At 44.5% G+C, this 20,629-nt stretch carries 18 protein-coding genes; 9 read left to right on the plus strand and 9 right to left on the minus strand.

Annotated elements, in window-relative coordinates:
* Positions 1 to 2 precede the first annotated feature (2 nt).
* The 3 genes from R7Z78_RS15580 to R7Z78_RS15590 all read left to right on the plus strand — a co-directional run bounded on the left by R7Z78_RS15580 (position 3) and on the right by R7Z78_RS15590 (position 3,427).
* Positions 3 to 1,289, plus strand: coding sequence for a TRAP transporter large permease (locus tag R7Z78_RS15580; protein ID WP_005376871.1), 1,287 nt, complete (start codon positions 3 to 5; stop codon positions 1,287 to 1,289).
* 151 nt (positions 1,290 to 1,440) lie between these two features.
* Complete coding sequence (locus R7Z78_RS15585) at positions 1,441 to 2,796, plus strand: cache domain-containing protein (RefSeq protein WP_005386831.1); 1,356 nt, start codon at positions 1,441 to 1,443, stop codon at positions 2,794 to 2,796.
* Positions 2,789 to 3,427, plus strand: coding sequence for a response regulator (locus R7Z78_RS15590; RefSeq protein ID WP_104975447.1), 639 nt, complete (start codon positions 2,789 to 2,791; stop codon positions 3,425 to 3,427). The genes R7Z78_RS15585 and R7Z78_RS15590 overlap by 8 nt, the downstream gene beginning before the upstream one ends.
* A gap of 40 nt (positions 3,428 to 3,467) precedes the next feature.
* On the opposite strand, the gene R7Z78_RS15595 is transcribed toward R7Z78_RS15590, so the two are convergent.
* A complete protein-coding gene (locus tag R7Z78_RS15595) occupies positions 3,468 to 3,944 on the minus strand; it encodes a MarR family winged helix-turn-helix transcriptional regulator (RefSeq protein WP_005376877.1) in 477 nt (158 codons plus the stop codon).
* 387 nt (positions 3,945 to 4,331) lie between these two features.
* On the opposite strand from R7Z78_RS15595, the gene R7Z78_RS15600 reads away from it, so the two are divergent.
* Both R7Z78_RS15600 and R7Z78_RS15605 read left to right on the plus strand, forming a co-directional pair.
* On the plus strand, positions 4,332 to 5,903 hold the full coding sequence (locus R7Z78_RS15600) for a BCCT family transporter (RefSeq protein WP_005376879.1): 1,572 nt from the start codon (positions 4,332 to 4,334) through the stop codon (positions 5,901 to 5,903).
* 231 nt (positions 5,904 to 6,134) lie between these two features.
* Positions 6,135 to 8,018, plus strand: a complete 1,884-nt coding sequence (locus tag R7Z78_RS15605; protein ID WP_005376880.1) for a methyl-accepting chemotaxis protein — start codon at positions 6,135 to 6,137, stop codon at positions 8,016 to 8,018.
* Positions 8,019 to 8,088: 70 nt separating this feature from the next.
* Here the strand turns inward: R7Z78_RS15605 and R7Z78_RS15610 are convergent, their stop codons facing one another.
* Positions 8,089 to 8,808, minus strand: a complete 720-nt coding sequence (locus R7Z78_RS15610) for a 3'-5' exonuclease (RefSeq protein WP_005376881.1) — start codon at positions 8,806 to 8,808, stop codon at positions 8,089 to 8,091.
* Between the two features lie 8 nt (positions 8,809 to 8,816).
* Positions 8,817 to 10,706, minus strand: a complete 1,890-nt coding sequence (locus tag R7Z78_RS15615; protein WP_017636107.1) for a DUF294 nucleotidyltransferase-like domain-containing protein — start codon at positions 10,704 to 10,706, stop codon at positions 8,817 to 8,819.
* 314 nt (positions 10,707 to 11,020) lie between these two features.
* On the opposite strand from R7Z78_RS15615, the gene R7Z78_RS15620 reads away from it, so the two are divergent.
* Positions 11,021 to 11,662 (plus strand): outer membrane beta-barrel protein, encoded by a 642-nt coding sequence (locus R7Z78_RS15620; protein WP_042522781.1) that lies wholly within the window; start codon positions 11,021 to 11,023, stop codon positions 11,660 to 11,662.
* Between the two features lie 89 nt (positions 11,663 to 11,751).
* Here the strand turns inward: R7Z78_RS15620 and R7Z78_RS15625 are convergent, their stop codons facing one another.
* The 3 genes from R7Z78_RS15625 to R7Z78_RS15635 all read right to left on the minus strand — a co-directional run bounded on the left by R7Z78_RS15625 (position 11,752) and on the right by R7Z78_RS15635 (position 14,050).
* Positions 11,752 to 12,942: an amino acid aminotransferase gene (locus tag R7Z78_RS15625; RefSeq protein ID WP_017636105.1), complete on the minus strand. Its 1,191-nt coding sequence runs from the start codon at positions 12,940 to 12,942 to the stop codon at positions 11,752 to 11,754.
* A 332-nt stretch (positions 12,943 to 13,274) separates the two neighbouring features.
* Positions 13,275 to 13,574, minus strand: coding sequence for a hypothetical protein (locus tag R7Z78_RS15630; protein WP_104975446.1), 300 nt, complete (start codon positions 13,572 to 13,574; stop codon positions 13,275 to 13,277).
* Between the two features lie 245 nt (positions 13,575 to 13,819).
* Entirely contained in the window at positions 13,820 to 14,050 is a 231-nt protein-coding gene (locus R7Z78_RS15635) for a hypothetical protein (protein WP_017636104.1), read from the minus strand.
* 259 nt (positions 14,051 to 14,309) lie between these two features.
* On the opposite strand from R7Z78_RS15635, the gene R7Z78_RS15640 reads away from it, so the two are divergent.
* Both R7Z78_RS15640 and R7Z78_RS15645 read left to right on the plus strand, forming a co-directional pair.
* A complete protein-coding gene (locus tag R7Z78_RS15640) occupies positions 14,310 to 15,701 on the plus strand; it encodes a PLP-dependent aminotransferase family protein (protein WP_154204464.1) in 1,392 nt (463 codons plus the stop codon).
* Positions 15,702 to 15,799: 98 nt separating this feature from the next.
* Positions 15,800 to 16,024, plus strand: a complete 225-nt coding sequence (locus R7Z78_RS15645; protein ID WP_017636102.1) for a hypothetical protein — start codon at positions 15,800 to 15,802, stop codon at positions 16,022 to 16,024.
* A 90-nt stretch (positions 16,025 to 16,114) separates the two neighbouring features.
* Here the strand turns inward: R7Z78_RS15645 and asnS are convergent, their stop codons facing one another.
* Entirely contained in the window at positions 16,115 to 17,515 is a 1,401-nt protein-coding gene (gene asnS / locus R7Z78_RS15650) for an asparagine--tRNA ligase (protein ID WP_017636101.1), read from the minus strand.
* Between the two features lie 189 nt (positions 17,516 to 17,704).
* On the minus strand, positions 17,705 to 19,330 hold the full coding sequence (locus tag R7Z78_RS15655; protein WP_042522778.1) for a methyl-accepting chemotaxis protein: 1,626 nt from the start codon (positions 19,328 to 19,330) through the stop codon (positions 17,705 to 17,707).
* A 293-nt stretch (positions 19,331 to 19,623) separates the two neighbouring features.
* Between R7Z78_RS15655 and queD the strand changes: the two genes are divergently transcribed.
* Positions 19,624 to 19,986 carry a 6-carboxytetrahydropterin synthase QueD gene (gene queD / locus R7Z78_RS15660; RefSeq protein ID WP_005376896.1) on the plus strand — a complete coding sequence of 121 codons (363 nt, stop codon included), beginning with the start codon at positions 19,624 to 19,626 and terminating at the stop codon, positions 19,984 to 19,986.
* 89 nt (positions 19,987 to 20,075) lie between these two features.
* Here queD and R7Z78_RS15665 read toward each other — a convergent pair whose 3' ends face one another.
* Entirely contained in the window at positions 20,076 to 20,543 is a 468-nt protein-coding gene (locus tag R7Z78_RS15665; RefSeq protein ID WP_017636099.1) for a GNAT family N-acetyltransferase, read from the minus strand.
* Positions 20,544 to 20,629: the final 86 nt, after the last annotated feature.

Here is a 20,629-nt window from a genome sequence, read left to right on the forward strand (position 1 = left end):
TTATGATCGGTATAGTGATGTTTTTTGTTGCGCTCTTTGCGCTTCTATTGGGATTTCCCGTTGCCTTTACTTTTGGTGGTATCGCGCTGATTTTTGGTGTTTGGGCTGAAGGCATCGAGATGTTTGCTTTTATGCCATATCGAATTCAGTCCATTATGGAAAATACGGTGCTAATGGCCGTACCGCTGTTCGTTTTTATGGGGCTAGTGCTACAGAAAACGAAGCTTGCTGAACAGCTACTAGAATCAATGGGGCGTTTGTTCGGTGGCGTTCGCGGTGGTATCGCTATTTCTACCGTGTTAGTTGGCGCATTGCTTGCAGCTTCAACGGGTGTGGTAGGCGCATCAGTTGTTGCGATGGGCTTAATATCTCTTCCTGTGATGCTCAAGTACAATTACGACAAAGGTTTAGCGTGTGGGACTATTTGTGCGTCTGGCACGTTGGGCCAAATTATCCCACCTTCTATCGTGTTGATCTTGTTGGGTGATGTACTTGGCGTACCGGTAGGGGACCTATTTCAAGCTGCGATCTGGCCCGGTATTACACTTGTTGGCGCCTATGTGATCTACATTCTCATCTACGCGAAGTTGAACCCTCAAGCCGCACAGGCGATAGAGCGTGATGAGTCGATCAGTCGTAAACAAGAAGTGCTCACCGCACTGAAAGCTGTATTGCCACCTTTAGCATTGATCATCGTGGTATTGGGCTCCATCTTTGCAGGGATTGCAACACCAACAGAGTCAGCGGCACTGGGCGGTGCAGGTGCGATAATTTTATCACTATTGTATAAACAGTTTAGTTGGTCGATGATTTATGATGCATCAAAAGAGACAGTTAAAGTAACCGCAATGGTCTTTGCGATCTTACTTGGTGCGACCGCCTTTTCAATGGCATTTACCTACACTGGTGGTGATTATTTAGTTGAAGAGTGGATGTTAGAACTGCCGGGTGAAAAGTGGGGATTCCTTATTATTACCATGGTGGTGATTCTGATTTTAGGTTTCTTTATCGACTTCGTTGAAATCTGTTTTATCATCGTGCCAATTATTGCGCCAGTCGCTGAATTGATGGGCATTAATATGACGTGGTTTGCGATTCTTATTGCGATGAACTTACAGACGTCGTTCCTCACACCGCCATTTGGCTTTAGTTTGTTCTATCTAAAAGGTGTCGCTCCAGCAGGGGTTACTACGCGAGATATCTACAAAGGTGTGATGCCATTCATCGCGATTCAGATTGTTGTGTTGGCGTCTTTGCTGTTTTTCCCAGGTTTTTACGGTATGAGTTAATCACTCGATAATAAAGAGATTTTGTGAACTGAGAGTTTTTACCTTTTGAGACAAGTTGTTAAGCTGTTAATTATGTCTATGCAGACACAATCGATTCGTTTGTACTGCTAAGATAGTAAGCTGTAAAGGCAGCGTTTCATGGAGGGAAGGGATGCCTCTCAAAGCAAAGTTAATTCTGCTGACACTGATACCCGTGGTATTGGTGTCAGCGAGTATCAGCTGGATCTCTATCTATCAAACTAAGACCCTTGGCAAAAGGGAGGTGGAGATCTTTCATCAAAACCTGATCCAATCAAAAGAAGCGGCGCTGAAAGATACGGTCGACGTCGCTTTTGACTCCATTTCTTACATCTACAACGATCCGACTTTAGAAGAGAGTGTTGCCAAAACGCGTGTGAAAGCGATTTTAAATCGTTTGAGTTATGGGTCGGACGGCTATTTTTTTGCTTATGATAAATATGGTACCAACCTTGTACACCCAGTTCTTCCGGAGCTTGTCGGGGAAAACTTACTCTATCTTGAAGACGAAAATGGCGATCGCTTAATCGAAGCTCTATTGTATCAAGCGCAATCCGGTGGTGGATTTCATCAGTACCTGTGGCAAAAGCCATCTACGGGTGAAGTTGTCCCTAAGCTTAGTTACGCTGCATGGCTCGATAAGTGGGAATGGATGATAGGGACTGGGCTGTATATTGAGGATGTAAGCCGAGAAGTCGCCAATATGCGCGCGGCGGTGAACAAAAATATCGAAACGACATTTTTCTCAGTCGTCGTGATCTTAGCGGTGACCGTTGCTGTAATCATTGTTCTCACTCTGGCGATCAATCTGCACGAGCATCGCCTCGCTGATAAGAACCTGAAAGAATTGGCACATAAAACCGTGATGTTCCAAGAAGATGAGAAAAAGCATTTAGCGCGAGAACTGCATGATGGAATCAATCAGTTGTTAGTCTCCAGTAAATGTCATTTAGACTTAATGAGTCATAGACTGGAAGACGAAAAACTCAAATCCCACTTAGATAAATCACAACGATCGCTCGTCACCGCGATAAATGAGGTGCGGCATATTTCTCATCAGCTCCGTCCAAGCGCCCTCGATGATATCGGTTTAGAAGCAGCACTGACGACCTTGCTACAGGATTTTCATTCCCATTCCGGGATTGATATCGAGAGCAATTTCGATACTCAGCAGCACAAACTGACTTCGGAAGTCGCAACGACGCTATATCGCGTCGCTCAGGAGTCTTTGAATAACATTGAAAAACATGCGCGAGCGAAAAAAGTAACGGTTACTTTGCAAAAAATGGGCAATATGCTGCAATTACTCATACGTGATGATGGCGTTGGATTTGTGGTTAACCAAGCAGTGCACCAACAAGGGATTGGGTTAAGGAACATGCAAGAGCGTGTAGAGTTCATCGGTGGTGAATTTGAGCTAATGAGTGAGCTTGGCTTGGGAACAGAGATTACTGTGCTGCTTAATTTGGATGAAATAGTTTATGGATAAACCGATTAGTGTAGTGATTGTCGATGATCATCAAGTGGTATTGGATGGCTTCATGGCTCGTTTGGAGTTAGAGCCTGACATCGAAGTGGTGGGTACAGCAAGCAATGGCTTGGAAGCGATAGAGGTCGCAAAGCACTTGCAACCGGACGTCATATTGATGGATATCAGCATGCCAATAATGAACGGTATTGAAGCGACTGGTGGGATTAAAGAAGCTCGCCCAGAGAGCAAAATACTTATGTTGACCATGCACGATAATCGCGAGTACATCATGAAGGTCATGCAAGCTGGTGCCGTAGGATATATGCTCAAGGAAATCTCGGCCGAGAAAATGGTGCAAGCAATAAAAACGGTGAACCAAGGCTCGACGTATTTCTGTGAATCCGTCACACAAACACTCTTTACCCAAGAAGTGGTGCCTGCCACGCAAAAAACGAATCCTCTCAGCCGCAGGGAAGAAGCGGTACTTAAATTAGTTGCTCAAGGAAACAGCAGCAAAAAAATCGCCACTTTACTCAATATTAGTTATCGAACGGTAGAGACGCATCGCCATAACATTAAGCACAAGTTGGACTTACATTCGACGGCAGAGTTAGCAAAATATGCGTTTGAAACTGGCTTGACTGAGTAGGAGAGTAGTGCCCGCAAAAAGCGAGCACGTGGGAGCGAAACTAATCGGCTTTGGTAATGCTACCAAGCTCTAGCATTGGAGCAACATCGATGTCCTCTGCATTCATCATCGTCGAGATGCGTTGAACGGAAGATAGTAGAAGGGATTGCTCCCATTCTTCCAATTTTTGGAATCGATTAATGAAGTGCTCTTGCAGCGGCGTTGGTGCTTGTTTTAAGGCTTCTTGGCCCTTGCTCGTAAGTACAGCATGCACTTTACGCTTGTCTTGAACACTGCGCTGACGCTCAACAAACTGGCCTCGTTCTAGTCTATCTAGAATGGTCGTTGCGGTCGCTTGGCTCATGTTAGTGTGGCTAGACAACTGTTTAATCGTCACGTTATCTAAGTCATTGATAGCGCGCATCAAAATCAACTGTGGAGCAGTCAATCCAGACTCTTTGCTCAGCTTTTTAGAATGTAAATCAATAGCGCGGATGATCTGACGAATCGAGACCAATACTTCTTCGTACTTTTCCAATTTATTCATCCAGTCTGTAGGGAACATTTATCGAGGCGACACTAACTTAAATGCGCCCTTATTTAAAGGGGGGAAATCAAAAATTACCCCTACAATTTTACGCCGTGTCCTCAATACCATTTTGTCGCGCCTTTTCGACAAAATAAGAAGAGCTAAAATTATTATAGCAATAAATGTTTGTGGTCTAACTATTGTAGTAGTGATTTGTTCTATCAAAGGCCGTAACCACACAGTGAAAAGTAAGTTATTGGATTTTTTAATAGCAAAAAGATAGACAAAAACGTGTCAAATGATAGTATCTTTCGCCTTCACGGAATGCAAAACGTATCGTGTTCGAAAGATTTTTTTGTTTGGTACGTAAAAACACTACAAAAATAGAGAGGAACGATGACAAAGGGTATAGATAAGTACAGTATCGATAGTACCGACTATACGGTAGGTCAGGACAACGTTCAAAAATGGGGTTTTGATGTTCATAACCCAGTTTTTGGTATTAGTGCAGGTTTAATTGCGCTGTTTCTTGTCGCTGCATTAGTTCTAGATGCACATACCGCAAAGACGGCACTTGATGGGCTGAAGTGGAAAATTATTGGTTCATTCGATTGGTTGTTCATTATTGCAGGTAACATTTTCGTTATTTTCTGTTTGGCGCTTATCGTCTCACCAATGGGTAAGATCCGACTAGGTGGTAAAGACGCTGTTGCCGATTACTCGTTTATGTCATGGCTTGCAATGCTATTTGCAGCTGGTATGGGTATCGGTTTAATGTTCTGGAGTGTTGCAGAACCTGTCGCTTACTTCACCGGTTGGTATGAAACGCCACTTGGTGTTGAGGCAAATACACCAGAAGCTGCGAGATTGGCACTGGGTGCAACGATGTTCCACTGGGGCCTTCACCCATGGGCAATTTACGGTGTTGTAGCACTTTCTTTAGCATTCTTTGCCTACAACAAAGGCTTACCGCTATCTATGCGTTCGATCTTCTACCCACTTCTGGGTGATCGTGCATGGGGTTGGGCTGGCCACATTGTGGACATTCTGGCTGTGCTTGCGACTTTATTTGGTCTTGCTACATCCCTAGGTCTAGGTGCGCAGCAAGCAGCAAGTGGTATTCATCACGTATTTGGTGTTGAGCCAGGCCTAGGTCTGCAAATCGTCGTTATTACCGTGGTGACTTTACTTGCTGTTGTTTCAGTCGTACGCGGCATCGATGGTGGTGTTAAAGTCATTAGTAACATCAACATGGTTGTGGCGTTCTTGCTACTTCTCCTTGTTGGTCTTATCGGTTGGGCGGCGAGCCTAGGTTCGATTCCAACCACACTTATGGCATATGTAGAGAATATCATCCCACTAAGTAACCCGTTTGGTCGTACGGACGAAGCTTGGTTCCAAGGCTGGACAGTGTTCTACTGGGCTTGGTGGATTTCATGGTCGCCATTCGTAGGCATGTTCATCGCGCGTGTTTCTCGTGGCCGTACCGTTCGCGAGTTCATCACAGCAGTTCTGCTGGTTCCAACTGCGGTTACCGTTGTTTGGATGTCTGTATTTGGTGGCCTTGCGATCGAGCAAGTTGTTGATAAAGTAGGTGAGCTGGGCACAAATGGCTTGACTGACGTATCACTTGCTATGTTCCAAATGTTTGATGTTCTTCCATTTGGTAGCATGCTTTCTATCATCGCTGTTGTGCTGGTACTTGTGTTCTTCATTACGTCTTCTGACTCTGGTTCACTTGTTATCGACAGTATCACGGCAGGTGGTAAAGTCGATGCACCTGTACTTCAACGTGTCTTCTGGGCATTCATGGAAGGTGCAATTGCGGTTGCTCTGCTATGGATTGGTGGCTCCGAGGCTGTTCAAGCTCTTCAGGCCGGTGCCATTTCTACAGCACTGCCATTTACCTTCATTCTGCTTGCAATGTGTGTGAGCTTATTGATGGGTATGCGAACTGAGCGTCAGTAATTCGGCATTTTATAAAACCGTCTGACTAACAATTAATCAAAAGGCCAGCAATTTGCTGGCTTTTTTTGTGCGGTTTTTATGACGCTTGAGACAAAAAAATGACACATGAAAGTTCATATTTTACAAAGAGTTAATGTGCTATTTTGTTTTTTAAAAATTAGTGAATAGTCGTAAAAAAGTGTGTAATATTCATGCACCTTAACTGTTCTCCCAACTCAAAAAACTATAAATATGAAATTATCATTAAAACAAAAGCTTATAGGCGCAAGCCTTTCTGCTGTTGTTGTGATGGCAACAGCACTTACTTGGTTGTCGGCTGGTCAATTATTTGATCAGACTCGTTCAGGTGTCTATTCACGTGCGCAAAGTCTTAGTACTACTGCGTCAGAGGGAATTTCTGATTGGGTCAATATCCGTAAAGATATTGCCACTGCGTTCAACGACTACTCGACCGAGCAAGACGTTGTTCCTTTCCTACAACAAGCTCGCAAGGCTGGTGGCTTCGATGACATCTTCCTTGGTACACCAAACGGTGATATGTACCGCTCTCATCCGGAGCGTAACCGTGCTGATTATGACCCTCGCACACGTCCTTGGTACAAGGATGCTGATGCCGCGGGTAAGCAAATCATCACAGCCGCATATCAAGACGCAATCACGAATGCACTACTTGTGACCATTGCTGAGCCAGTAATGAAAAATGGTCAGTTTGTTGGTGTTGTTGGTGCGGACGTACTGATCGATCAGCTTATCAGCGATGTGATTAACTTAGATGCAGGTGAAAACGCGCATGCGATGCTAATCGACATGAATGAAGGCACCTTCTTAGCGCATCCAGATAAAAGCTTGACGCTTAAGCCTATCACCAGTGTTCTAAAAGATTTTTCAGAAGAGGCAATTGAGCGTGCCGCCGATGAAGGTCGTATCGAAGATACGGTAATCAAAGGAAAAGAGAAGCTTTACTACTTCAATAAAGTTCCTGGTACGCATTGGATGTTTGCGATTGAAATGGATCGCGCAACAGAAGAAGCAGGTCATGCGGTATTGCTACGAGATCTATTGTTCACTGCTGTGGCGATCACGATTGTGGTTATTCTTGCAGTTTCTTGGCTAGTTGGTTTCTTGTTCCGTGACTTGAACCGCGTATCAAATGCACTGGAAGAAATTGCATCTGGCGAAGGTGACTTAACGCAACGCCTAGAGCCACGCAGTGATGATGAAGTAGGTAAACTGGCGGAAAACTTCAACCGTTTTGTTGGCAACATGCACACAATGGTTACTAAGCTTAGCCACGTATCTTCTGCGCTTTCAGAGCAAGCTCGCACGACAGCACAGCAAGCTGAGGAGCGTAGTCAGCGTATCTCTTACCAGCAAGATGAAATCAACATGGTGGCGACGGCTGTGAACGAAATGGCAGCAGCGACACAAGAAATTGCAGGTAATGCTGATAGCACGGCAAGTAATTCAGAAGAAGCGGTTCAAGCTTGTTCACATGGTTCAAGCCAAGTAACTCAAACGCAAGGCTCTATTCAGAACTTAGCGCAAGAAGTTCAAGTTGCTACTGATGTGATTCAAGAGCTAGAAGCACACGGAAATAGCATCAATACGATTCTATCAACGATTCAAGGCATTGCAGAGCAAACGAACCTACTTGCACTGAACGCGGCGATCGAAGCGGCACGTGCAGGTGAGCAAGGCCGTGGTTTTGCTGTGGTTGCAGATGAAGTCCGCGTATTGAGCCAACGTACTCATGCTTCAACGCAAGAGATTCAAGAAACTATCGAGATGCTACAAGGCACAACAGCCAAGGCGGTCGGTATTATGGGTGACAGTCGTCGTCTAGCTGATACCAGTGTTGATGATGCCAATGCGGCTGCAGCGAGCTTGACGCAAATCCACACTGCTGTTGAGCGTATCAGTGATATGGCAACGCAGATTGCTTCAGCAGCAGAAGAGCAAGCATCGGTAACCACTGAGATCACTCGTAACACTGAAGGTATTCGTGATGTGTCTAACGAGCTGTCAGTCGAAGCTCATCAAGCAGCAGAACAAGCTGCTCACCTGTCTGAGCTATCACACGAACTTGAACAAGAGATTCAACGCTTTAAGCTGTAATCTTGTCTCAACCTAAGTAAAAAAGGAGCCATCTGGCTCCTTTTTTGATCGCTATTAAGCGTGAAGTATATTACAGCCAGAACTCACTGATGGGTTGCTCTTCACTGTAATGATGGGCGATTTGCGCTTGCAGTAGCTCTGCGGTAGCAATTGCATCGGTTAATGCATGGTGAGGCGTATAGTCTGGCAGCCCATAACGGCGTCGAGATTGCGCTAGCCGAACCGATTCTGGTTTTTTCCCTTTTAAACGCTCCCAGAGAGAGCCTGAACGTTTCTGTTGAATCGTTTCTTCAAGGTGCAGCGTATCTAAAACAGGAAACTCAATACCTTCCCCTAAACGGCTTTTGAGCGCTTTATCCAGAAACTCCCTCTCGATACGACGGTAATGAACAACAATGATTTTCCCGCTTAAGCATGGTAGCAGCTCGCTTAAGATATCGCCTAAGTCAGGTGCATCGATCAATTCGCTGTGAGTAATACCGTGTATAATGACTGAATCTTCATCGAGTGCACGCTGTGGACGTACCTTCCAATGACGCGAGTTACGTAGGAAAATTCGCTTCAGGTTAAACGGCACCAAACCAATAGTAATGATGTCATGTTTTTCAGGATTCAAACCCGTCGTTTCGAAATCTAACGCCACGAACTCCACCTCAGATAACGGTGTTTCTGGAGCAGGCGGCTTGTTGCTATAAAACGCAATTAAATTCTCATCCTTCGCCATCTCCAGCTTTTGTTCAAACTTCGTTGGCCACTGAATGGTTGGCTTCTGAAAGAGCTTTTTAATCATGCTAAACCTCACTTAAAGCTCTTGTTCGCTTGGTAGCGGAACTTAAGGAAATTTTGACCATTGCTTAGGATCTGGAATGCATCCTTTAGGTTGCGACGTTCAAACTCAGAGAGGTTTTCTGGTTCGATATTGTTATCAGGATCAATGCCTAGTTCCACATCCGTCGCTTGGTGACGAATACGCACCATGGAAATAAACTCTAACGCGTCTTTTAAGTCTTGTGCTCGACCTTTTGGCAAAATGCCAGCGTCAATGATGTCGTCGAGACGCTCAAACGAGTTCTGTGCACGTGAGCCAACTGCCAGAGAGTGAACACGAATTAAGTCGACCAGAGGAGCAGTACCGCGACGTTTGAGGTTGATGGAGTTGTTGTGTCTGCCATCTTTTTCCATCACGAAGTCTTTAAAGAAGCCTAGAGGTGGTGTTCTGTTTAGTGCGTTACGAGCCAAACACGCTAAGAAGCGGTTGTTCTTTCGAGCGCGACGAACAATAAAGCTAGTTAACTGTTCTGCCCATTTTAAGCGGCCATAGACACCATCCAAGTCGAAAAAGATGGAGGCGTTGAGTAGTGCTTTCGGGTTCGGGTTATCAATCCAGTCAGCAAAACACTCTTCCCACTCTGAACGAGTCATGCGCCATAGTGGGTTGGTTGCCATAATATCACCTGTGCAATATTTGTAGCCACAGGCATCTAACCCATCGCTGACGTATTTTGCTAGGGCTTCGAAGTATTTACCATGTTTCTCTTCTTGATAGGTCTCATCTAGAATGATGGCGTTATCTTGGTCAGTCACCAACAGTTGCTCATCTCGCCCCATTGAGCCAAGTGCAAGGAAACAATAAGGAATTGGCGGTGGGCCAAGCTCTTCTTCTGCCATTTCTAGCAGACGCTGTTTGAAGCTTCGGCCAATGACCGACATCGCGCTACCCACCATGTGAGAGTTGGCATCTTCATTGACCAGACGCACGAAGCTGCTTTTCACTTCTTCGGCAACAACGGCTAAATCTTCGATAGTCTGTTGTTGGAAAATACTACTCACCAACAACAACGAATTCTGAGATTCATAACGAACAATGTCGGTTGTTTCGATAATACCGATTGGTAATTGGTTTTTTACCACTGGTAGGTGATGTACGTTGTAACGCAGCATCGTTAACATTGCTTCATAGATGTAAGCGTTGTGGTCAAGAGACATGACCTCCGTGGTCATCACACTGGACACATCGTCCTGTGGGGACAAACCTTCAGCTAACACACGGGTACACAAGTCACGGTCAGTAATGATACCAAGTACTGGGGACTGTGGATCGTCTTCGTCACGAACGAAATCTGGGTCGACGATAAGTAAAGCCGATACGTTGTCATTCGCCATTTGCTGCGCGGCTTGCTGGATTGTCTGACCACGATCAATCGTATGAGCATCGCCAGTCAGCAAGGTTTTCACTTTCGACGTCGTCAGGTCATTAGCGTCTTTGTTTTCTGAAATGGCTTGGCGTAAACGAGCGCTATTTTCAACTTCAACAAAATCCGCAAAGGAATCAAAGTTATCGTAAATTTCTTGGAAAATGTCACCAGGAATACAGTAGAGCAGGGTATCCTCAATGGCTTTTACCGGAAAGCGGACTTTGTTATTGGTGAGCATGCCCATCTGGCCAAATAGGTCACCTTCGTCAAGGCGGTTATACAGCTCACCTTTGCGTCGATAAACTTCAACAACACCGCTTCGCACCACGTATAAATCTTGGATATAGTCTCCAAAATGGATGATGGGGGTATCTTCTCGGTAGTACGAGATTTCGACACTCTCTGTCACCTTGTTTAGTGTTTCTTCAGGGAGTTCATTGAACGGGGGATACTTGGCGAGAAAGTTGTAAATCTCGAGAAGTTCTGCATCCATCGAAGGCGCCTTTTAGTTCGCAAATAATAAAGTAATCTTAACTTAGTTTTAAAACAGAGTCTTATCTGAACCGCGATTTTCGTGCTCAGTCATAAGATTCTGACATATCGCACGATAAGGGAGCTTCATTTTTACTACTATATGGTCACCTCAATTGAAAAAGACGTCGTCGATATGTTTTCTTCGTGATGACTGATTAGCTCTTTGGCTGTTTCAGATCGTTATCACGTCTTTAGATTAAGCTATTCTTCTTGAGCCAAGTAGCTCAGGCGATGGAATACAGTGTTTAGATAATTCTCATGAAAGGAAGTCGAATGGTGAGAAATTTATTGCTTGTTTCTTTAGCTGCTTTGCCGGCGATATCAAGCGCAGCGGTCATGCACCAAGCAGAAAAATTTGGGTACGAACACATTCATTTGGATGTTGGTGCCGGAACGACAAACGAAGAATGGTTAGATAACTCTAATGCGACCACAGTTGGACTCGGTGGTAACTATTTGTTTACTGAGAACTGGTTGTTTAATGTTGATTACTCAGCGCAGTTTTTCCATCCGGATGATTTTACTCTTCGCATTGACCGCCTTTTGTTTGGTGGTGGTTACCGTTATGGAGTTACAGAGCAATTCGATATCTACGGGCTATATGGAATAGGCGCAATCAAAGCGAAAGCGACGGACGACAAAACGGATAATACGTTGTCTTCCGATAGCGAATTGATTCAAGCTGTAACTGTTGGGGTGAATTACTTGCTCAGTGAAAAGCTTATTGCGACAGCTGAAGTGGAGTTGAACCGTAGTGATATCGTTGATGAGAACAATTTTAAGATCGGTCTTAACTACCAATGGCATAAAGTCATCGGCACTGGTCTTTTTTATCAGTTTAGAGATACTGATTACAGCGGTGAAAGCTCAGATTACGTCAATGAAGTAGGGCTGAGTTTGAAGTTTGTCTACTAGATCGGACGGGGTCGTTTTTGGCGTTAAGTTAAAACAAAAAAGGTCAGCTTATGCTGACCTTTCCTTTTAACAAAGTATGCGACAGTCGATTATAAAACCGCTGCAATGCCTTTACACAGAGGGCCCATATTTGACTTCGTCATACCAGCAACACTGATTCGGCCAGAACCGACAATGTAAATACCGAACTCTTCTTTAAGGCGGTTAACTTGCTCTTTAGAAAGACCAGAGAAAGAGAACATACCATTTTGACGTTCGATGAAACTAAAGTCTGCGTCCACACCCTCTGCTTTTAGTGTCGCTACAAATAGTTCACGCATTTCTTGAATACGGTCACGCATTTCTGCTACTTCAGCTTCCCATTCCGCACGCATTTCGGCGTTGCCAAGAATGTGAGTCACGACAGCGCTGCCGTGTGCAGGTGGGTTAGAGTAGATAGAGCGAATAATGGCTTTAACTTGAGAAAATGCGGTTGTTGCGACTTCTTCTGACTCAGCTACTAACGTGAAGGCACCTACGCGTTCATTGTATAGGCCAAAGTTTTTCGAGAAAGAGCTCGCGACTAGGATTTCTTTGTTGTACTTAGCAAAAGTACGAAGACCTGCAGCATCTTCTTCCACACCTTTAGCAAAGCCTTGGTAGGCGAAGTCGAACAGAGGAAGCAATTTCTTCTCTGCGACAAGTTTCGCCAATGTTTCCCATTCTTCAGCCGTAGGATCGATCCCTGTAGGGTTGTGACAGCAGCCGTGTAGAAGCACGATGTCGCCTTCAGATGCAGATTGCAGATCATTTAGCATCGCATCGAAGTCTTTGTCTTTTGTTTCAGCATTGTAGTAGCTGTATTGTGCCGTTTCGATACCAGCAGCAGTAAATACGCCGTTGTGGTTCGCCCATGTTGGGTTGCTGATCCAGATCTTTACATCGCCTAGTTGACGTTTAATGAACTCGCCGGCAACACGTAGTGCACCAGTACCACCCGGAGCTTGAGCTGTTTTAGCGCGTTTTTCGTTTACAATTTCTGCATCAGAGCCGAAAAGCAGTTTTTGCACTGCAATACCGTACTCTGCTGTGCCTTCGATGGTTAGGTAAGATTTGGTTTTTTCAGTTTCAACAAGTGCTGCTTCAGCTTTCTTTACTGTCGCAAGAACGGGAGTTTCGCCTTGCTCGTTTTTGTAAATACCTACGCCAAGGTTAATTTTGTCTGCGCGAGCATCTTTTTTAAACTCTTCAGTAAGGCCAAGAATAGGGTCAGCCGGAGCGGCAACTACTTTTTCAAACATAATCTTCATCCATGTTAATCGAAGGGGTGTGCTAACATTTATACCTTTCAGCAATATTGGTTACAACCGTTACTGAAAAGAAAACCTAAAAAAGTTGCGATTTGAAACAGAATTCTAACATAACTAAAGCTTTTGCCATGAAAACGTTTGGTAGGCACAGAGTTTGAAGGGCATTTATGCCATGGTTGGAGAAGTTTTGCACACATCCCAATCGTTTCAATTCAGTGCTTTGCGTTAACGCGTTTATAGTTGTCTAGTGAGGATTTGTTGAGACAAAAACGCCCCACCAAAGGTGGAGCGTTTACTGTTAGAATTATGGATATCGGTTGGGGTTATTTCTTCAGATTGATTTCCGACTCAACCGCATTGGTTTCGATGTCAGGGTTTGAAGAAAGCTTTTCAGTCGCCCAGTCATTCACATGCTTTAAGATCGCTTTTAACGCGTGCTTTTCGGTTGGTACTTCTGTCTTTTCAACTTCAAGTTTTTGCTTCGGATGCGTACCCGTCGCATCTTCTGCAACGTGTAACCAATCTGGATGCCAGTAATAAGGTTGGCCGGAAGGAGAGCTCCAAGAATGTACGCCGTTGGATTCACCTTTGTATTTAATATCTTCTTCGTTGTATTTCGCCATTATTGTTTTCTCTCATAATCCATGAGTTGAGGTGTGCATCACCATTACTATTTAAATGTAACAGATGTAATGAAAATTAATGTGATAACAATCGACTTATTTTGCCCTTTGAACGCTATAGAAGATGCGTACTTCTCATTCAGGAGAATTTACTATTTGGCAGGTTTTAGCTTTATTTGTGTTTAAAGCATACGACGATGGATTCGCCTACCTAATGCTATTCTTGAACGGTGATAGAGCCTAAACTACTCGTCATTCAAGTGTTTGAGAATCGCCGCTTTTGCATGCTCTTCTGTCGCTGTTTCTCCATCAGGGACTTCAAGGTCAGCCTTTTTGTGTTCACCCAAAGCATCTTCAGCGATATGCAGCCAATCAGGATGCCAATAATAAGGGGTGGTACTGCCAGGATGGTCCCAACTATGTACACCTTTATGTTTTCCGCGATACGAGAGATCGTCCATTGTAAAAACTTTCATCGCTTCCTCCTGATTTAAAGACCGTAGCTCGAAGTGAGTTTAACGAACTCAGTCCAACGTAAAACCTTGGCTTTTAGATATTGCAAAGATGTGAGGCAATATGTGTGTAACAGTCAAAGTATGGGATATAAACTCTCACTTCGTGGCTGAAATATCTATTGATAAGCTTGATAAATTACGTTGCTAAATTGAATACTCCCATATCAGAATGCTGGCGCGAAGTATGCTATGGTGCGGCTGTAAGTGAAATGAGGGAAACATGAACCGATACCGTCAACTGGCTGAGCTGTTCAAAACGCAGATTCAGCAAAATACATGGAGAGCAGGGGAAAAGCTGCCATCAGTGCGTGTAACAAGCCGAAACCATTCTGTCAGCGCAGGTACGGTATTACAAGCTTATCAGCTGCTCGAAGCACAAGGTTGGGTCGCAGCGAAACCTCAGTCTGGATACTTTGTGACTGCGGAGTTGGACCGCTTCGAACCGAGTTCTCCAGCCACTTCCGTTTATCGCTCTAGCATCAACGATGAACTTTACGACTACCTCAAAAATCAGGCCTCACCGAATGCGGTGAAGTTTGGCTCCGCGTTTCCAGACCCAGCATTGTTCCCATTAGAAGCGCTAAACCGCAACCTAGCCAGCTCAGGCAGGAAGATGGGGGCAGAGACGTTATTGGATAACTTGCCGCCGGGCTGTGAGTCTCTACGCCGTTTGATTGCTCAACGGTACATCCAACAAGGTATGGTGTTTACCCATGATGATATTGTCGTTACTTCTGGCGCATTAGAAGCGTTGAATTTGAGCCTTCAGGCCGTGACCCAGCCTGGAGATACTGTTGTAGTTGAATCACCGACGTTTTATGGCGCACTTCAAGCGATTGAACGTTTAGGTCTAAAGGCGATAGAAATAACGGTGGATCCGTTAACTGGACATTCAGTGGATCAAATTGAAGCGACTTTTGCCGACAATGATGTTCGCGCATGTTGGTTAATGACTAACTTTCACAATCCAACAGGAACCTTATTAAGTGACGGGCAGAAGCAACGTATCGTCGAACTGGCTGATAAATACGATGTGTACTTGATCGAAGATGATGTGTATTCAGAGCTTTATTTTTCTGAAAAAAAGCCAAGCTCACTTAAAGCTTTTGATACACAAGAGCGCGTGTTGCATTGTGGATCATTTTCAAAAAGCCTTTGCCCTGGCTATAGGCTGGGCTGGGTGGTAAACAAACGCTTCAATGAGCAACTTCAAAAGCTGCAACTTATCTCGACGTTGTCAGGCAGCGCGCCAATCCAGCAGGGTATCGCGCATTACTTGCAAAACGATAGTTATGATAGCCATCTTAGAAAACTGCGAAAGAATCTTGAGCAGCGGCAATTGGCGTTTATTGAACTGGTTGATAAGTACTTTCCCCAATCGATTCGTTACACGCAACCGGAAGGCGGCTATTTTCTTTGGATAGAACTGCCGAAAACAAAGTGCGGAAAAGCGATTTATCAGAAGTTATTGGAAGCGAACATCACTGTAGCATTTGGTCAGTTGTTTTCTGTCGCTCCAAATTATGAGAACTACCTGAGGCTTAATACATCGTTACCTGTAAATGATGAATTAGAACAAGCCGTGAAGACGGTCGGAGAATTACTTCATTAGCCAACTGTTTACCTGTTTTTTGCTCAAACTGTATCAGTGGACGATACCGAAGCTGTGTTTCAATCATGGGCAGACAACCATTTAGGTTAGGAGCCGTAATGAAAAAGCAGTTGGTAAAGCATGAACTTAGGTTGATGGGTGTTGCTATTTTTAGCGCATTTTTGTTGGTGTTTGCACACTTGATATTGGCGAAATCTTTTTCTCATATGGTTTGGACGGAATACACTGCTGCCGTTATCCCATTTGTGATGTTTGGCTTGTGTGTGGTTGGAGTAAAATACGCAGCGCGAGCAGATGAGGATGACGACGAAAATAACAACTAGAGTGCATACACCGGTTGCTAGAAAATCATTCGTACAAATAAAAGACCTCCACATGGGAGGTCTTTTTAATTCGATATCACTAAAAAGTGATTAGAAGTTCGCAGAGCGAGGAGTACGTGGGAATGGGATCACGTCACGAACGTTGCCCATACCAGTGACGTAAGATACTAGGCGCTCAAAGCCTAGACCGAAGCCTGCGTGTGGCACTGTACCGTATTTACGTAGGTCGCGGTACCAGCTCATGTGTTCAGGATCGATACCCACTTCACGCATACGTGCATCTAGAATGTCTAGGCGCTCTTCACGCTGAGAACCACCGATGATTTCGCCGATGCCCGGTGCTAGAACGTCCATCGCTGCAACTGTTTTACCGTCATCGTTAGCACGCATGTAGAATGCTTTAATGTCTTTCGGGTAGTTCTTAACGATTACAGGTGCTTTAAAGTGTTCTTCAGCAAGGAAACGCTCGTGCTCAGAAGACATATCGATACCCCATTCAACTGGGAACTCGAACTCACGACCTGAATCAAGAAGGATCTGGATTGCGTCAGTGTAGTCAACTTGCGCGAAGTCAGAAGAAACGAACTGCTCTAGACGAGTGATTGCTTCTTTATCGATGCGTTGAGCGAAGAACTCAAGGTCATCACGACACTCTGCAAGCACCGCTTTAAACACGTACTTGAGCATGTCTTCAGCCAGTTTCGCTACATCATCCAGTTCTGCGAACGCAACTTCAGGCTCAACCATCCAGAATTCTGCTAGGTGGCGGCTTGTGTTTGAGTTTTCAGCACGGAAAGTAGGGCCGAAAGTGTAAACTTTGCTTAGCGCACAAGCGTAAGCTTCTGCGTTTAGCTGACCAGATACGGTTAGGAACGTCTCTTTACCGAAGAAGTCTTCGTTGTAGTCAACTTTACCAGCGTCAGTGCGAGGAAGGTTTTCCATGTCTAGCGTAGATACGCGGAACATTTCACCAGCGCCTTCAGCATCTGAAGCCGTGATCAACGGCGCAGATACCCAGAAGTAACCTTGCTCGTGGTAGAAGCGGTGGATTGCTTGAGATAGGCAGTTACGTACACGTGCTACTGCACCGATTACGTTTGTGCGCGGACGTAGGTGCGCAACTTCACGTAGGTACTCGATTGAGTGACGAGTTTTTGCCATTGGGTAAGTTTCAGCATCTTCAACCCAACCAACCACTTTAACGTCAGTGGCAGCAAGTTCGAAGTCTTGACCCTTTGCAGGAGATTCAACAATCTTACCAGTTACTTCAACAGAGCAGCCAGTCGTTAGCTTTAATACTTCGTCTTCGTAATTATTAAGATTATTTGGGACCACGGCCTGAATCGGGTCGAAACAAGAGCCGTCATATATGGCAAGGAAAGAGATTCCAGCTTTGGAATCACGACGTGAACGGATCCAGCCACGAACAGTCACTTCGCTGTCTACTGCTAGCTGACCTTTCAATACGTCTGATACAGGCGCGTAAGTCATGTTTTCAATATTCTCCATTGAGGTAAAAATTCAACTCAACGCTTACTTAAAGTACTTGTCTAATAACATTTTTGTTCAAAAAACAAGCTAAGAGCTGAGTTGGGTAGCATTTTACAGATTCAACGAGACATATTACCTGTCAATTCGCTCGCATCAACCTTTATATTCGTTTTGATGGGGAGAATCTCTCTATTTATTCACTCTTTTGTGCTCTGAAAGTGTGAATTGGTTTAGTAATTGCTCTAAACGTTCGGATAGATGCTCTAAATCAACACTAATATCACGCGTGTGCGATGCCGATTGCGATGTGTCGTTAGCATGCAGTGTGATCACATCTATTTTAGATTGAATATGCTGACTTACATCAGATGTGGTTTGCGTCTGGTTTTGGATATCTTCTGCATGTCTGAGCACTTGGCGCATTTCGTCAACAACGTTATGCATTGTGGCTGATAGTGCCTCGACATCGACAGAGCGTTGATGAGCAAACTGGCAGACGGTATCAACAGAAGTTAATGACTCTTCACTTCCTTGCTGGAATTGAGAAATGATATGTTCAATATTACCAGTGGCTTCAGCCGTCCTAGAAGCCAGGTTACGCACTTCTTCCGCGACGACCGCAAAACCGCGCCCTTGCTCTCCGGCTCGGGCGGCTTCAATAGCAGCATTCAACGCGAGCAGATTGGTTTGTTCTGCAATACCCTTAATAACCACAAGAATGGACGACACTTCTTCGGTTCTTTGATTTAGAGAGCTGATTTTTTCCCGTACGGTATCAATGTTACTTACTAGTTGTTTGATGTCTTCACTTACATTGTGTGCTTGGCTTGCACTATGAGTGGCGACATCAACGGTGTGATTGACCAAAACAGTAGCGTTGTTAGTCGAGTCCTCAACCGCAGTTTGTTGCTGCAGCATATCGGTGATATTGCTTTGTACTTCGCTGGTCTCTAGCTGTTGGTTATTGGCAGCTTTATCTGTGGACTGCGCGACAGCAGTTAGTTTACTCGCGGAGTCGGCAAGTGAGTGAGAGGTGTCTTGCACACGTTCTAAGCTTTCGGAGACCGTATCCATGAATGAATTGATGGCAGTAGAAAGTTGGCCCACTTCATCCTGTTGGTGATGCATAAGTCGTTGAGATAGATCTTTGCTATGGCTCACATTCGACATGAATTTCGACGTTCTTTGAATTGGTCGTACAATGATTTTCTGAATCAAACTCATCGTTATGATGAAGCCCACAAATGCGATTACGGCCATTATTCCCATCGCAAACATTGCCTGTTTACTGATCATTGAATTGACATGATTCATGTTGTATTCCAAGCGAATCGCGCCCAACACTTCTCCTGCTGGTGCAACGTGGCAAGAAACGCAGTTGGTGCCACGGTAATTTTCGCTCGATTTCATTGGTAGCGCGACTACTAACCCTTTGCCCCAATCGGCTGAGATTGGTTCAATCACCAGTTCACCATTCAACGCTCGTTGATCAATATCATCGACAGGCTGCTGGTTTTGTTGCCCAGGTCCGTAAAGTTTGGTCACAGTATCAGCTCGCAACACGCGAACTGCTTCAATGCCTTCTTGGGCCAGGGCTTTTTGACGTAAGGTCTCTTTTTGCGACATGGTGCCCGTAAGCATCATCATATTTAGGCTATCGAAATAATTACTAGCCTTATCATGGAGTTGTTCACTAAGAACATCATTGATTAAGGTTTTTTGTTGATGGTATTGGTAAGCCGTAGAGGCAGCTAGAACGCAGCTGAAGACAGCAATTAACGCCAGTAAGAGCTTAAAAGTGATAGTTGAGCGCATAAATTTATAAGTGTAATTGGAACGAACTGCACAATATTAATGTGCACAAATGCGCACTGCGAACAACGAAATGAATGATTGTGACCCCACACATGTTGGGGATATGTAATTGTGATGTGAGTGCTGTGTAATCAAATGTTTGGCGCGTGACAGAAATACGGCGCTTTGGTGTGAGTGATAGCAAAGAGGCCAGGAACTAGCGGAAGTTTTTGCTACGCTTGTATGGGGTAACGCTTGTCTCTTGGCAGCGAATTCCTTAGTATTGCCTGTCTTTTTAAAGCCTGAGAATCAAGATGAAAACAGAATTATACAAAGAGTTTATGTTCGAAGCAGCACACCATTTGCCACACGTACCAGAAGGTCACAAGTGTGGTCGTTTGCACGGACACTCTTTCCTTGTTCGTCTTTATGTAGAAGGTGAAGTTGATCCACATACAGGTTGGGTAGTGGATTTTGCAGAGATCAAAGCTGCGTTTAAACCAATTTACAATCGCTTAGACCATTACTACCTAAACGACATTGAAGGGTTAGAGAACCCGACTAGCGAAGTGTTAGCAAAATGGATTTGGCAGCAGCTTAAGCCAAGCTTACCACTGCTAAGTAAAGTAGAAATCAAAGAAACGTGCACAGCGGGTTGTATTTACAAAGGCGAATAAGTCACTTTCTATTGAGCATTAAACAAAGGCAAGCGAGAAGCTTGCCTTTGTTGTATCTGAATGGCCCAATTTTGATTATGCTTCACCAGTTAGCTTAATGGGTGTCGTAGAATCCATTCTTTTTCATTATCACCCAATGTTGTTTCCTCTGTATTAATGAATCCGCACGCATCAAAAAAACTGATAGCGTATTGCTGACTTTGTGGAACAGTGGCGCAAAGAGAGGTGCTTTTAGGGTTAATGGTATACGCATAAAGGAACAGTTTACGCAATGCCTCACTCCCAACCCCTTGACGTTGGAAACGTTGATCAATCATCAAGTACTTAAGCTCCAGTTCGTATCGTTTAGCAAACGGCGCATGTTGGGAGAAACCTTTATCGATAACAAGATAGCCTACTAATAGATCATCAGAATAAATCGTAAAGAACGCCTCTGACTTACTACGTTTTTGATAAGCCATTTCAAACGGTGTAAAAAATCCTTTTTGCTCTTCTTGCACATCCAATTGCATCAAGCTTGAAAAATCTTTCAGTTTGGTGGGTTTAATCGCAATCATCGCTCAATCACAAATTGGCGGCATACCTTTATGCCACCACGAGTTTTTATAGAGTATTAGATCTATTTTAAGTAACTAACCGAGTG

This window comes from Vibrio sp. 1167 (assembly GCF_033340375.1).
Lineage (GTDB): Bacteria > Pseudomonadota > Gammaproteobacteria > Enterobacterales > Vibrionaceae > Vibrio > Vibrio alginolyticus.